The organism is Sphingomonas sp. BAUL-RG-20F-R05-02 (genome assembly GCF_022662305.1).
Taxonomy (GTDB): domain Bacteria; phylum Pseudomonadota; class Alphaproteobacteria; order Sphingomonadales; family Sphingomonadaceae; genus Sphingomonas.
The window spans coordinates 240,980-255,391 of sequence record NZ_JAKNQH010000002.1; the positions used below are offsets into that span (position 1 = coordinate 240,980).

The window sequence follows — 14,412 nt, forward strand, 5'->3', positions numbered from 1 at the left end:
AGGGGTCCGTCGGGGCTGCGATGACGCTGGGGGGAATGGGCTTGTCACGACCGGCTGGCGGCACATTCGACGTTGTCTCGATCCAGCAGTTACGCGGGCTCGCCGCGATGCTCGTCGTGTTTCAGCATGCAAACGCTGCCACCGACTGGCTGTTCGCGCCCTTCTCGCATCTCAAGTTCGGCATCGCCGGTGTCGACATCTTCTTCGTCATCAGCGGTTTCATCATGTACGTCGCGGCGCGGCGCGAGCGTGCCGGTGCGTTCCTGGTGAAGCGCATGATCCGGGTGGTGCCGCTCTACTGGATCGCAACCGCAGCCCTCGTGCTGATGCGGTTCAGCCATTTCGGCGAACCCGATGTCACCGCGACGACGATCGTGAAATCGCTGTTGTTCGTTCCTTACCGCTACGATCTGTCGAGTTGGCACGTCTATCCCGTGCTGGTGCCGGGCTGGTCGCTCAACATCGAAATGTTCTTCTATCTGTTGTTCGCGGTCGGCCTGCTGCTGCGCCGTCCGGCGTGGTTCAGCACGATCGCGATCGTCGTGGCGGTGACGATCGGGATTATCACCCACCCGGAAGACGCGGTGCCGTTCACCTACACGCGCGCGATCATGCTCGAGTTCGTGGTCGGGCTCGGCATCGCCTGGGCCTATGAGAACGGTCGGCTGGCGCGGTGGATGGGTGCCGCGTTGCCGGCGGGGGCGCTGCTGATCCTCACGTCCGACCTGCTACCGCTGGACGACGCCCTCACCCGGGCGCTGGGCGGCATCGGCGTGGTGGTCGGCGCACTGGCGCTGGAGGCGCACGGTACCCGGTTGAAGGCACGGCTCGCGACGATGATCGGCGATGCGAGTTACTCGATATATCTGTTCCATGTCATGGTGCTGATGCTGATCGGCCGCGTCATGCCGCACCTGCCGCTGCATGGCTGGCCCCAGTATCTGGCCTTCATGGTGATGGTTTTCGCCAGCGTCACCGCCGCAGGCTATCTGATCTTCAGCCTCGTGGAGAAGCCGCTGACCCAAGCGCTGCGCCGCGCGGTACTGCGGCCACCCGAGGCCGCGTCGCTGTTCGACGACGCTATACCTGCGCCACAGCAGCCGTGATGTTCGAGCGGCCTTGCAGCCCCCGAAGAATCCGCTAAGACGCGCTTTCTCCGCACGCGGGGGCGATTAGCTCAGTTGGTAGAGCGTCTCGTTTACACCGAGAATGTCGGCGGTTCGAGCCCGTCATCGCCCACCAGCGCCGGCGTGAGGCGGATTAGCAAGCTAATCCGCACACCGCCAAGCTCGGCCAGCGCAAACAAAGCGCGCCACAAGGCGCGGCTTTGCCGCGACTGACGGCGCACGACCGACGACAGCGATGCTTGAGAACCAGAGGTGTGTGGAAAATCTTGGTCGGGGCGACAGGATTCGAACCTGCGACCCCCACACCCCCAGTGTGATGCGCTACCAGGCTGCGCTACGCCCCGACCGAGGGACGCGCCAATAAGCGGCACCGCGCCACGATGCAAGCGCGAACGGCATTGCGCGCTTCCACACAGGCGATTGTTGCGCGCCCTGCGCGACCATGATAGCGCGCGCCGCTTGTAAGCGGGGCGGTTGCCGCTCCCGCACGCCCGGCGCTTGCCGGCGAATCTTTAGTTCGGGACGTTATGTTCGCCAGCCCAGCCTTTGCCGCTTCCGCCAGTTCGTCCGCCGCCGGGTCGGGCGGCATCGCCTCGATGTTCCTGGTGTTCTTTCCGTATATCGCGATCGCGGTGGTCGGCTATTTCCTGCTGCTGCGCCCGCAGCAGCAGCGACTGAAGGCGCAGCAGGCCAAGATCGCCGCGGTGAAGAAGGGCGATTCGGCGATCACCGCTGGCGGCGTGCTCGGCAAGGTGACCAAGGTCGAGGATCAGTATGTCGAACTGGAAGTTGCCCCCAATGTCCGCATCCGCGTCGTCAAGGCGACGCTGACCGAGGTGACCGGCCTCAACACCAAGCCCGCGAACGACTGATATCATGCTCGATTTCCCGCGCTGGAAGATCGCCTCGATCCTGGGGCTGCTCGCCTGCCTGATGGCGCTGGCGATCCCGAGTTTCTTTCCTGAGAAACAGACCGATACGTGGGGCTGGATCCCGCACCCGCACGTCAATCTCGGCCTAGATCTTGCCGGCGGCAGTTACCTGCTGCTGGAGGCGGATACGTCCGATCTCGCCAAGACGCGCCTGAATGCGATGCGCGATCAGGTGCAGAGCGAGATGGCGCGCGCCCCCGCGATCGACATCGGCGACATCGCCAGCGACACCGGCAAGATCAGCTTCATGCTGCGCGACGTCAGCAAGGTCGATGCCGCCCGCGAACGGCTTAACAAGCTGACCGCCGGTGCGGGCCTTACCGGACAGCGCGACTGGGATCTCAGCGTGGTCGATTCGTCGCGGATCGTCATGACGCCGACGCAGGCCGGCTTCGACCAGGCGCTCAACCAGGCGATGGGTGATGCCACCGAAGTGGTGCGCAAGCGTATCGACGAACTCGGCACCAAGGAGCCGACGATCGTCCGCCAGGGCACCGATCGGATCGTCGTACAGGTGCCGGGCCTCCAGAACCCGCAGGCGCTCAAGGATCTGCTCGGCAAGACCGCTAAGCTCGAATTCAAGATGGTCGACGAAACGCCGGTCGATCCGGCGCAGGCCGCGAAGGGCATCCTTCCGCTCGGCGATCAGATCCTGCCGTATGACGACGGTACGCCCGGCACCACCATCATGGTCAAGCGGCAGGCGATCCTGACCGGCGACCAGCTCGTCACCGCGTCGCAGGGCTTCAAGCCGGAGGACAATTCGCCGATCGTCAACTTCACCTTCAACAGCGAAGGCGGCAAGAAGTTCGCGCGGATCACGCAGACCAACATCGGCAAGCGCTTCGCGGTAATCGTCGACGACCGGGTCATCACCGCACCGTCGATCAACACCGAAATCCTCGGCGGCAGCGGCTATATCGAAGGCCGCTTCACCGTCGCCAGCGCCAACCAGCTCGCCATCGCGCTGCGGTCAGGCAAGCTGACGATCCCGTTGAAGGTGGTCGAGGAACGCACTGTCGGTCCCGACCTCGGCGCCGATTCGATCCATGCCGGTATTCTCGCCTGCACGATCGCGGTGCTCGCGGTCATCATCTTCATGTTCCTGACCTACGGCCGTTTCGGCGCCTACGCGAACCTTGCCGTCGTCATCAACGTGGTGGTGATCGTCGGCGTGCTGGCGTTGCTGAACTCCACGCTGACGCTGCCGGGCATCGCCGGTTTCGTGCTGACGGTCGGCACTGCGGTCGATGCCAACGTGCTCATCAACGAACGCATCCGCGAGGAGCGTCGGCGCGGCCGCAGCGTGCTGCAATCGGTCGAGCTAGGCTACAAGGAAGCGAGCCGTACGATCTTCGAGGCGAACGTGACGCACGCCATCTCGGCGGTCATCATGCTGCTGATGGGGTCAGGCCCGATCCGCGGCTTCGCGATCGTGCTGCTGATCGGCATCGTCACCTCGGTGTTCACCGCCGTGGTCTTCACCCGCATGCTGGTGGTCACCTGGATTCGCCGCACGCGCCCGACGGATATCACGATATGAACCCGTCTCCCTGTGGCGCCCGCTGCGTCCTCCCCAACAAGACCCCGGCTCCTGCCGGGGTGACGGTGTAAAATGCGCCTGCTGAAACTCGTTCCCGATAACACCAACCTGCCCTTCGTCAGCTTGCGGACGTGGGCTTTCGCGCTGACGATGCTGTTGTCGATCGCGGCGGTTGCGCTGACGGTCACACGCGGCCTCAATCTCGGCGTCGACTTCGTCGGCGGCCTGATGATCGAGGAGAAGTTCGCAACGCCCCCCAATCTCGACACACTGCGCACCACTGTCGATCGGCTCAACCTCGGTGAGGTGCGGCTTCAGAATGTGGGTGACGACAAGACTGTCTCGATCAAGCTGCCGCCGCCCAAGAGCGCCGACAAGGGCGCCACCGACGCGGTCGTCAAACAGGTGCAGGCCGCGATCAGTGCCAAGTTCCCCGACGCGCGCTTCTCCAAGCAGGACGCCGTCTCGGGCAAGGTCTCGAACGAACTGATCTGGAAGGGTGCGCTCGCGGTCGTGCTGGCGGTGCTCGGCATCGGCCTGTTCGCGATCTTCCGCTTCGAGTGGCAGTTCGGCGTCTCCACCGTCGTCGCCATCGTCCACGACGTGCTGATGACGCTCGGCTTCTTCGCGCTGACGCAGCTGGAGTTCGACCTCAACATCGTCGCCGCAGTGCTGACCATCATCGGGTATTCGATCAACGACAAGATCGTGATCGACGACCGCATCCGCGAGAACATGCGCCGCTATCGCAAGATGGACATGCCGCAGATCGTCGATCTCTCGGTCAACGAGACGCTGCCGCGTACCGTGATGACCTCGCTGACGATCCTGCTCGCGCTGCTCGCGCTGCTGATCTTCGGTGGACATGTGTTGCGCGGCTTCACCGCCGCGATGATCCTCGGCATCGTCGTCGGTACGTATTCGTCGATCTATGTGTCGTCGTCGCTGCTGATCTCGCTCGGGCTGCGGCCCGATCCGACCAAGGGTGACGTGCCGACCGGCAAGACGGTGCCGAGCGAGGGCATGCCGACGAAGAAACGCTGATGCGGATGGACAAGAGCCAGGGGAGCGACGGGCCGATCGTCTCGGCGTTCTCGCTCGGCGGCTTCAAGGTCGACGAGGGCGTGTACCGCGCGTTGCTGCTCACGCCCGAGCGTGCGGACGGCTGGGAACCACCGGCGCTCGACGCGCTCACGCCGGAGGCGATCGCGCCGCTGTTGGCGCTCGATCCGAAGCCGGAGTTTCTCCTGCTCGGCACCGGCGCGACGCTGGTGCGGCCACCGGTCACCTTTACACGCGCGGTCGAGGCGATGGGCTTCGGCATCGAGGCGATGGACAGCCGCGCTGCCGCCCGCGCCTGGGCGGTGTTGCGCGGAGAGGGCCGCTGGATCGCGGCGGCGCTGTTCCCGCTCGCCTGAGGGCTGATTAGGCGTGGACCGCGCGCGGCTGGCCGATTAGGGATCGCGCTTCCCGGCGACAAGATGGAACGGATGTTTTGGCGAACGTAGCGGTAATCGGCGCCCAGTGGGGCGATGAGGGCAAGGGCAAGATCGTCGACTGGCTGGCGGAGCGCGCCGATGTGGTCGTGCGCTTCCAGGGCGGGCATAATGCCGGCCACACGCTCGTCGTCGGCGAAGCGGTCTACAAACTGTCGCTCCTCCCCTCGGGTATTGTGCGCGGTACGCCTTCGGTGATCGGCAATGGCGTGGTGCTCGATCCTTGGGCGCTCAAGGCCGAGGTCGAGAAGCTGCGCGGCCAGGGCGTGACGATCACCACCGATACGCTGATGGTCGCCGATACCTGCGCGCTGATCCTGCCGCTGCACCGCGACCTCGACGGCCTGCGTGAAGACGCGAGCGGTGCCGGCAAGATCGGTACGACACGGCGCGGCATCGGCCCGGCGTACGAGGACAAGGTCGGCCGGCGCGCGATCCGGGTGTGCGATCTCGCCCATCTCGACGATCTCGGGCCGCAGCTCGATCGCCTCACCGCGCATCACGACGCGCTGCGTGCAGGCTTTGGGGAAGCACCGATCGACCGTGCGGCGTTGCTGGCCGAGCTGCGCGAGATTGCGAGTTTCGTGCTACCCTTCGCACGGCCTGCATGGCGTGACCTGAACGCGGCGCGTGAGCGTGGTCGCCGCATCCTGTTCGAGGGCGCACAGGGCGTGCTGCTCGACGTCGATCATGGCACGTACCCGTTCGTCACGTCGTCGAACACCATCGCGGGCACGGCGGCGGGTGGCTCCGGCCTCGGACCGGCGGCGGTCGGCTTCGTGCTGGGCATTGCCAAAGCCTATACGACGCGGGTTGGCTCCGGCCCCTTTCCGACCGAACTCGAAGACGAGACCGGCGAGCGGCTTGGACAGCGTGGACACGAATTCGGTACGGTCACGGGCCGCAAGCGACGCTGCGGCTGGTTCGATGCGGTGTTGCTGCGCCAGTCGGCGGCGGTCGGCGGCATCACCGGCATTGCGCTTACCAAGATCGACGTGCTCGACGGCTTCGACGAGGTGAAGATCTGCACCGGCTACAAACTCGGCGACGAGACGCTTGATTATTTTCCTGCACACGCTGCCGATCAGGCGCGTGTCGTGCCCGTATACGAGACGATGCCGGGTTGGCAGGAATCGACGGCTGGGGCCCGTAGCTGGGCGGAGCTCCCTGCACAGGCCATCAAATACATTCGCCGTATCGAAGAACTGATCCGCTGCCCGGTAGCGCTGGTGTCTACCAGTCCGGAACGGGAGGACACGATTCTGGTGCGCGACCCCTTCGCGGATTAATAGGTGACGCCCGGCAGCGTGAGCCGCCGGGCGTTCCTGATATCAATGACGACGCTTTTTCGACTTCGTCGTCATCTTGGTCGACGTGTCGGTAGACGTGGTTCCGGCAGTCGATGCCGAATCTCCGGCCGTACCGGTCGTCGACATCGTGTCGGTCGATGCCGGCGGCGTGGTGGACATCGTCGAATCCGGCGTGCCGGTCGTGGTGCCCATGTCCGAGGTCCCGCTGGTTCCTGCGGTTCCGCCTGGCATCGTCTGGCCACCGGTGGTGCCGGCGCCGCCCGCGGTCGTGCCGGTCTGTGCAATTGCTGCTGTCGACAGACCAAGTGCCGCAACGGCGAACATCATGCTCTTTCGCATTGTATCTCTCCAGTATCACCTGATGGTGTTCAGGCTCGGGGGTTAGAACGCACGTACCCGACAATAGAATCTCAGCAGACCGCTAATTTAAAACGGCCTGGCGTTTACCAAGCACCGGGAGAGTAAGACGTGTCAGATGCGTTGTTCTGACACGCAAGCTCCCGCGTCTGTTGCCGATACCGCGATGCTGTAAAGTTGCGAAGTGCAACCACTGACCTTGATCAATGATGTGGTTCAGCGGCGATGATCGATTGCTTGATCGTGTGCTTCGGCAGTCACCCGCATTGTGCGCGGTGGAGGAGCTTCTGGTCGGCCAGCACCAGCGCCACCATCGCCTCAACAACCGGCACGCCGCGTATGCCGACGCAGGGGTCGTGGCGACCTTTGGTGCGCAGCTCGGCAGCGTCACCGTCGCGGGTGATGGTCTGCATTGGCGTGAGGATCGAGCTGGTCGGCTTGAAGGCAATGCGCAAGGTGACCGGCTGCCCGGTTGCAATGCCGCCGGCGATGCCGCCAGCGTGGTTGGCCGCGAAGATCGGCCCGGCAGGTCCGGGGCGCATTGCGTCGGCGTTCTGCTCACCCGACAGGGCGGCGGCGGCGAAACCGTCGCCGATCTCGACGCCCTTTACCGCGTTGATGCTCATGCAGGCGGCGGCCAGTTCGGAATCGAGCTTGGCATAGAGCGGGGCACCCCAACCCGCCGGCACGCCTTCGGCCCGACAGGCGACTACCGCCCCCAGCGACGACCCTGCCTTGCGCGCGTCATCGACCAGCGTCTCCCAGCGCGCAGCGGCTTGCGGGTCGGGGCAGAAGAACGGATTGTTGCCAATCTCGGCCGCGTCGAAATTGGCGTGATCGATAGCGTCGCCGCCGATCGCCTCGACCCAGGCGAGGATCCGCACCTCGGGGATCACCGCGCGCGCCACCGCGCCGGCGGCGACCCGAGACGCGGTTTCGCGTGCCGACGAGCGGCCGCCGCCGCGATAATCGCGGAAGCCATATTTCGCGTCATAGGCGTAATCGGCGTGGCCCGGCCGATAGGCGAGCGCGACCTCGGAATAGTCTTTGGAGCGTTGGTCGACATTGTCGATCATCAGGCTGATCGGGGTGCCGGTGGTTCGCCCCTCGAACACACCCGACAGGATGCGAACCTGATCCGGCTCCTGCCGCTGCGTGGTGAAGCGCGAGGTGCCGGGACGGCGCTTGTCGAGGAACGGCTGTATCTCGGCTTCGGACAGCGCAATGCCGGGCGGGCACCCGTCGACCACCGCGCCGATGGCGGGGCCGTGCGATTCGCCCCAGGTGGTGAACCGGAAAACGCGTCCGAACGTGTTAAAACTCATGGCAAATGCGCCCCCGGGGAGGGTTCACAGCGGGTGGTGCGCCGGAGCCGCCCCGTCAGCCCCGCCCCCTCCGTAGGTCGAGAGGCGCGCCGTCAGGCCAGCGCGATATCCGGCGCATCCTCGGCCTTCATGCCGATCACGTGGTAGCCAGCGTCGACATGATGCGTTTCGCCGGTCACGCCGCTCGCCAGATCGCTGAGCAGATAGAGGCCGGCCCCGCCGACATCCTCGATCGTGACGTTGCGCTTCAGCGGCGAATTGAGCTCGTTCCACTTCAGGATCAGGCGGAAGTCACCGATTCCCGAAGCCGCGAGCGTCTTGATCGGGCCGGCCGAGATCGCGTTGACGCGGATGTTGTCACGACCGAGGTCGACCGCGAGATACTGCACGCTCGTCTCCAGCGCGGCCTTGGCGACACCCATCACATTGTAGTGTGGAATGACCTTTTCGGCGCCGTAGTAGCTCAAGGTCAGGAGGCTACCGCCATTCGGCATCATGGCTGCGGCACGCTGCGCGACGGCGACGAACGAGTAGACAGACACGTTCATCGTCAGCAGGAAGTTGTCGAGGCTGGTGTCCATGAAGCGGCCACGCAGTTCGTTCTTGTCGGAGAAGCCGATCGCGTGGACGACGAAGTCGATCGTCGGCCAGTCGACGGCGAGCGCGGCGAAGGTTCTGTCGAGCGCGGCCATGTCGCTTACGTCGCAATCGAACAGCCGTGCGGTGCCGAGTTGCTCGGCAAGCGGGCGGACCCGCTTCTCCATCGCCTCACCCTGGTAGCTGAACGCGAGTTCCGCGCCGGCCTCGCTCAACTTCTTGGCGATCCCCCACGCAAGCGAGCGATCATTGGCGAGGCCCATGATAAGCCCGCGCTTGCCCTTCATCAATTCGTTCACGCCTATAACGTCCCTGTTGTCGCATCCGTATGCGGTGTCTCTACTCCCGGTTGCAGCGGTTCCGCCAGTGCCGCGTTGAGATGCGCGCCGAAGACGATGCCCAGGCCCACCAGAAAGAAGAACAACAGCGTGATGATGACACCTGCAAGGCTGCCGTAGGTGAGATCGTAATCGGCGAGTCGCGACAGGACGATCGGCAGCAGCGCGGTGATCGACAGCCACCAGGCGGTGGTGAACAGCGCGCCCGGCCATTCCGGCGATTTACCGCCGAAGCGGTATTTGGAGGGCGTAACCGCGACGAACAGCATGAACAGCGCCAGGAACATGACGAAGCCGGGGATTAGGCGCGACAGGCCGATCCATCCCGCGATGTTCTGCGCGAACGGCAGCAGCGTGTAGATGAACTGCTCCACAGCGACGAGCAGACCCTGCACCAGAAACGAGAACACTGCGAGGATCACAGACACGAGGATCACCGCCATCGAGCTCAGCCGGTAATGCCAGAACGGCTTGCTCGATTTGACGCCATACGCACGGCGGAAGATGTCTCGGATCGTCTCGACAAAGCTGCCGACGCTCCACAGGGCGACGAGGCCGCCCAGCCAAGCGAGCGAACTGCCGCTGCGTGCCTGCAGAACATGCGCGATGGGGTCGCGCAGCAGATCCGCCACCGATCCGGGCAGCACGTGCAGAAACGAGGCGACCGCGCGCTGCGTCTCCGCGCTCTGGCCGAACAGCGAGGCGATGACTGCGGCCAGGATGAAGAACGGGAACACCGTCAACAACGCCAGATAGGCCAGGTTGCCGGCATGGATGAACCCGTCCGACAAAACGCCCAGCACCACGCGTTTCACGATCAACCAGGCGTAGGTGAGCCGCTTGAAACCGACCGGCACATCTTCGGGCTTGAGACCGATGCCCTCCTCGCCGTGCAGTCCGCGTTCTTCGGGCGAGAAGGGTGAGATGTCGGCCATATTTCCTTAGACGCCCAGATTGGCGCGCGGGTTCCTCTTGTCCTGGTCTTTCCAACCCTCGACGAAGGCGACGAGGGCGTCGTCACCGACCGGCAGGTCGACCATCAGCGTGACGAGCTGGTCGCCGCGCCCGCTGCCGTCCGCCTTGTGGAAGCCGCGCCCGCGCAGCCGCAACGTCTTGCCGGAGGTCGATCCCTTCGGCACCGTCAGCATCACCTCGCCCTCCACCGTCGGCACGCGCACGGCCGCGCCCAGCACCGCCTCGGACAGGCTGACCGGCAGGTCGAGCCGCACATTGTCCCCGTCGCGCGTAAAGAAGCGGTGCGGCTGGATCTCGATTTTGACGATGCCGTCGCCTGCCCCGCCCGGGCCGACCTGCCCCTTGCCGGCGAGGCGCATCTGCGTGCCGTCCTCAAGATTGGCGGGCAGTTTGAGGTCGATCGTCTTGCCGTCGCCAAGCGTCACGCGCTGCGGCGTGAGCGTCGCTGCGTCCACAAACGGCACCTTCAGTTCGTAGACGACGTTCGGCCCCTTCGGCTGCGGTCGGCGCCCGAACCCGCCGAAACCGCTGGCGAAGCCACCGCCGCCGCCGCCACGCCCGCCGAACAGCCCTTCGAAAAGGTCGCTCGGATCGCCGCCGAACTCGAACCCGCCCTCGGACGGGCGGAAGCCGCCGCCGGGATGCACGCCGCCGCCGCCGCCGCCGAAACCGAACGGCGCGGACGGGTTACCGTCACCGTCGATCTCGCCGCGATCGAAGCGCGCGCGCTTGTCCTTGTCGTTGAGCAGGTCGTACGCCTGCGTCACCTGGCTGAACCGCTCGGATGCCTTGGGATTGTCCTTGTTGCGGTCGGGATGGAGTTCCTTCGCGAGTTTGCGATAGGCCTTTTTGATGTCGGCCTCGCCGGCGTCTCGCGCCACGCCGAGCGTCTTGTATGGATCGGCCACGATATTCCCCGATGTGAAAACTTTGCGTCCATTTGGTGCGTCGGCGCGCCGAACGCAATTGTCGCGTTACGCCGCCGCTTCCATCTCCGGCGCGACGTCGACGCTGACGTCGAGCTTTTGCGCGCCCGCGCCCAGCACGATACCGTCGATCGGCGCGATGTCGCCGTAATCCCGGCCGACCGCCATGATGATATGGTCGTTCGCCATCCAGATGCCGTTGGTGGGATCAAGCCCGACCCAGCCGATCCGCGCACCACACCATAGCAGCACCCAGGCGTGCGTGGCATCGGCACCGACCAGCCGTTTCTTGCCGGGCGGCGGGATGGTGCGGATATAGCCCGAAGCATAGGCGGCGGGCAGACCGGCGGTGCGCAGGCCGGTAATCATGATCTGCGCGAGATCCTGACACACGCCGGCGCGCTGGACGAACGCCTCGTGCGGCGACGTGTCGATCAGCGTCGCATCGGAATCAAATTTGAACTCGCGGCGGATACGCTGGCACAGCGCCATGCCCGCCTCCAGCGCGCCGCGATCCGGCTGGAGATCGAGCGCGCAATAGTCGCCGATATCGCGGTCGAGCGGGATGCGTGGGGATGGGAACAGATAGCCCGCCGGCCCCACCGCGGAGGGATCGCGGCTGGCGCGTGCGGCCTGCGCGACTTCGGCCAGCGTGGGATCGTCGGCGGCGGGTATCGGAGCGGGCCGATCGACCGCGACGCGCGAGATGCTGTCGATCGACAGGAACTTGACCGGTTCCTCGACCACCAGCCGCATGACGTTGGCAAGCCCGCCCTCGGCGCGGGTCGGATAGGTGCGGCCCGAGGGCGAGATCACCAAGCGATACTCGAGCAGGTCCTGCCCCGGCCACGCCACCGGCTTCAGCCGCAGGTTGCAGCGCGCGAACTTGGCCTGACCCTGATAGTCGAAGCGGGTGATGTGGCGGATGTCGTAGATCATATCAGGCAAGCGTCATGCCGGCGGCGCGGAGCGGCTCGGCGCCTTGCAGGAAATAGCGGCGCGCGATCGCGTCGGACAGCGCATAGAGTTGCTGCTCGATCTTCTTCAGCGCCGGCTCGCTCAACTGCGCGGCGCTGGCGGTCAGCACGGCGGCGAGCAGCGCGTTGGCTTGCGCCTGCTGGTCCTCCGCCATGCCGTCGTCGCCGAGCACCGGCAGCGCGCCGAGATGCTCGACGATGCGCTCGATCTGGTAGGCGAGGCTGCGCGGATTGCCGGGATCGAGCGCGACGAGATCGACCACCGGCACGCGGGCGATGCCGGTCAGGTATCGCTGGCGATAGCTGATCTGGCTGTCGGCGAGGTCGAGCAGGGTCGAGAGATCGTCGACGCCGGTGCCGGTCATGCCGAACGCGGGCACCGCGCGCGCCATCGTCAGCGCGCGTTCGATCCGGCGGCCGAGATCGTGGAACCGCCACGCCGCCGTCCGCCCCATATGCTCCGCCGACAACCCGGCGAGCGCGGCGTAGCGGCGTTGCAGCGAGCCGGTACGGTCGAGCATGCCGCCGCGCGTCGGATACGGCGCATCGAGCAGCCGCACGAAATCCGCCGCGAGCCGGTCACGCGAGCCCTTGCCGATGCCGCGCGCCGAGCGGTTGATGGCGCGGACGCTGTGCGTGTCCTCGCTTTCCAGCGCGGTGCGGGCGAACTGGATGAGGTCGGCGCGCTTAAGGCTGGCGGGTTTGCTAGCGGCACCGCCGTTCACCACCAGCGCGACCAGTCGCCGGATCGTCTCCACGCCCAAGGCACCGCCGGCATCCGCGTCGATCGAATTGCCGAGCATCACGCGGATGATGTTGAGCAACGCCTCGCCGCGTTCGAGATAGCGACCGAGCCAGAAGAAATTGTCCGCCACCCGGCTCGGCAGCGTACCGGGGTTGCGGCGGATGTGCACGGTGTCGGCGGGCGGCAGCAGCGACACCGCATCGACCGGGTCCGATCCGTGGATCGCGACATCGGCGGACCAGGTGCCCTCGCCCATTACCGTCGCGCGCACGTCCGGCTCCGCACCGATCCGCGCGAAGCCTCCGGGCATCACCGTCCACTGGCCGTCCGCCCCGCGCGCCGCGAACACGCGCAGCGTGAACGGGCGCGGGACGAGCCCGGCCTCCGTAACGACTGGCATGGTCGACAGCCGCACGATCTCCTGCCCGACATAATCCTGCGGGCGCAGCGCCATATCGGCAAGCAGGCGCGCGCGAGCCTGCCCGGTGATCTCGGCGCCCGGCAACGGCCGCAGCCCGTCCATCCCCTGCGGCTGCACGCCGAACGCGGGGCCGATCAGCAGGTTGCCGAAATCCTCGATCACGGTGGCGCGCGCGCGGTCCTGCCCGCACCACCACGTCGCGATGTTGGGGAGGAGGAGGTCGCGACCGGTCTCACGCGCGCAGATGCGCGGCAGGAACGCCGCGAACGCCGCGGATTCAGGCACGCCGACGCCCGGCGCGTTGGCGACCAGCGTATTGCCCGCGGCCATCACGTCGATCAGGCCCGGCACGCCGATCTGCGAATGCGCATCGAACGCGAGCGGATCGAGCAGGCGCGGGTCGATGCGGTGCCACAAAGCATCGATGCGCTTCAGTCCGCCGATCGTGCGGACGTACAGCTTGTCCTCCAGCGCGGCGAGATCGGCACCCTCGACGAACAGGAAGCCGAGATAGCGCGCGAGATGCGCCTGTTCCGCGTAGGAGATGCTGTAGCGGCCGGGCGTAAGCAGGCCGATGCGCGGCTCGGTCCGGCGGCAGGCGGCGGCGAGGCCGTCGCGGAACGCGGCGAAGAACGGCGCGTGGCGCTCGATGTTCAGCCGCGTCTGCAACCCGCCGACCGCACGGCTGATCGCCAGCCGGTTCTCCAGCGCATAGCCGGCACCGGCGGGTGCGCGCAGATGATCGGCCAGCACGCGCCACTCGCCAGTCGGCCCACGCCCGAGATCGAACGCGACGAAATACAGGTGGTGATCGCCGGTCGGTTCCAGCCCGACCATCGGCCGCAGGAAATGCGGGCTGCCGGTGACGAGCGCGGCCGGGATCAACCCCTTTTCAACCAGCTTTGCCTCACCGTAGAGATCGGCGACGACATGTTCGAGCAGGTCCGCGCGCTGGACGATGCCGGCGGCGATCTGCGCCCACTCGTCGCCCTTGATCAGCAACGGCACCGGCGACAGCGGCCACGGCCGTTCCTCGGATTCACCAGCGATGCGGAAGCCGGTGCCGATATCCTCGGCATGGTGCTGCACGCGTTCGCGCGCACCCTCCAGATCGTCGCCGCCGACGGTGACGATCTCCTCCAGCATCGCCGCCCACGCCGCGCTGTCGGACGCGTCGCACAGCACGTCGCCGGCGCGACCCTTGGTGCAATAGTCGGCGATCCAGCGCCGCGCGTGAACGGACGGATCGAGCAGGCTCGTCGCGGTCAGCGTCGGCACGTCAGGTCAGCCCCTTTTGCAGTGCGCAGGTGTCACCAACGCATCATAGCCCGCTCGTCGCGTCC

Annotated in this window: 13 protein-coding genes and 2 tRNA genes; 7 read left to right on the plus strand and 8 right to left on the minus strand. The window is 66.1% G+C overall.

The features are described 5' to 3' along the window. The first annotated feature begins 20 nt into the window (after positions 1 to 20). Positions 21 to 1,106, plus strand: a complete 1,086-nt coding sequence (locus L8F97_RS06080) for an acyltransferase family protein (RefSeq protein ID WP_242147563.1) — start codon at positions 21 to 23, stop codon at positions 1,104 to 1,106. 60 nt (positions 1,107 to 1,166) lie between these two features. Then, a tRNA-Val gene (locus L8F97_RS06085) sits at positions 1,167 to 1,242 on the plus strand. Between the two features lie 152 nt (positions 1,243 to 1,394). On the opposite strand, the gene L8F97_RS06090 is transcribed toward L8F97_RS06085, so the two are convergent. Further along, positions 1,395 to 1,471: transfer RNA gene (locus L8F97_RS06090), tRNA-Pro, on the minus strand. Positions 1,472 to 1,654: 183 nt separating this feature from the next. On the opposite strand from L8F97_RS06090, the gene yajC reads away from it, so the two are divergent. The 5 genes from yajC to L8F97_RS06115 all read left to right on the plus strand — a co-directional run bounded on the left by yajC (position 1,655) and on the right by L8F97_RS06115 (position 6,387). Continuing rightward, the gene (gene yajC, locus L8F97_RS06095; RefSeq protein ID WP_242147565.1) at positions 1,655 to 1,999 is read left to right on the plus strand and encodes a preprotein translocase subunit YajC; all 345 of its coding nucleotides are present in this window, start codon (positions 1,655 to 1,657) and stop codon (positions 1,997 to 1,999) included. Between the two features lie 4 nt (positions 2,000 to 2,003). Continuing rightward, positions 2,004 to 3,602, plus strand: a complete 1,599-nt coding sequence (gene secD, locus L8F97_RS06100) for a protein translocase subunit SecD (RefSeq protein ID WP_242147567.1) — start codon at positions 2,004 to 2,006, stop codon at positions 3,600 to 3,602. Positions 3,603 to 3,674: 72 nt separating this feature from the next. After that, complete coding sequence (gene secF / locus L8F97_RS06105) at positions 3,675 to 4,646, plus strand: protein translocase subunit SecF (RefSeq protein ID WP_242147569.1); 972 nt, start codon at positions 3,675 to 3,677, stop codon at positions 4,644 to 4,646. Beyond that, complete coding sequence (locus L8F97_RS06110; protein WP_242147571.1) at positions 4,646 to 5,020, plus strand: Mth938-like domain-containing protein; 375 nt, start codon at positions 4,646 to 4,648, stop codon at positions 5,018 to 5,020. The genes secF and L8F97_RS06110 overlap by 1 nt, the downstream gene beginning before the upstream one ends. A 77-nt stretch (positions 5,021 to 5,097) precedes the next feature. Then, positions 5,098 to 6,387 (plus strand): adenylosuccinate synthase, encoded by a 1,290-nt coding sequence (locus tag L8F97_RS06115; RefSeq protein ID WP_242147573.1) that lies wholly within the window; start codon positions 5,098 to 5,100, stop codon positions 6,385 to 6,387. Positions 6,388 to 6,429: 42 nt separating this feature from the next. Here the strand turns inward: L8F97_RS06115 and L8F97_RS06120 are convergent, their stop codons facing one another. The 7 genes from L8F97_RS06120 to L8F97_RS06150 form a co-directional block, all read right to left on the minus strand. Beyond that, entirely contained in the window at positions 6,430 to 6,735 is a 306-nt protein-coding gene (locus tag L8F97_RS06120; RefSeq protein ID WP_242147574.1) for a hypothetical protein, read from the minus strand. 287 nt (positions 6,736 to 7,022) lie between these two features. Beyond that, positions 7,023 to 8,090, minus strand: coding sequence for a chorismate synthase (gene aroC, locus L8F97_RS06125; RefSeq protein WP_242147577.1), 1,068 nt, complete (start codon positions 8,088 to 8,090; stop codon positions 7,023 to 7,025). 92 nt (positions 8,091 to 8,182) lie between these two features. Next, entirely contained in the window at positions 8,183 to 8,986 is an 804-nt protein-coding gene (gene fabI, locus L8F97_RS06130; RefSeq protein ID WP_313931910.1) for an enoyl-ACP reductase FabI, read from the minus strand. Positions 8,987 to 8,988: 2 nt separating this feature from the next. Then, a complete protein-coding gene (locus L8F97_RS06135) occupies positions 8,989 to 9,960 on the minus strand; it encodes a YihY/virulence factor BrkB family protein (RefSeq protein ID WP_242147579.1) in 972 nt (323 codons plus the stop codon). A 6-nt stretch (positions 9,961 to 9,966) separates the two neighbouring features. Next, positions 9,967 to 10,908 carry a DnaJ C-terminal domain-containing protein gene (locus L8F97_RS06140; protein ID WP_242147582.1) on the minus strand — a complete coding sequence of 314 codons (942 nt, stop codon included), beginning with the start codon at positions 10,906 to 10,908 and terminating at the stop codon, positions 9,967 to 9,969. 66 nt (positions 10,909 to 10,974) lie between these two features. Next, positions 10,975 to 11,865, minus strand: a complete 891-nt coding sequence (locus L8F97_RS06145) for a transglutaminase family protein (protein ID WP_242148261.1) — start codon at positions 11,863 to 11,865, stop codon at positions 10,975 to 10,977. Position 11,866: 1 nt separating this feature from the next. Then, positions 11,867 to 14,347, minus strand: a complete 2,481-nt coding sequence (locus L8F97_RS06150; protein ID WP_242147584.1) for a circularly permuted type 2 ATP-grasp protein — start codon at positions 14,345 to 14,347, stop codon at positions 11,867 to 11,869. Between the last annotated feature and the right edge of the window lie 65 nt (positions 14,348 to 14,412).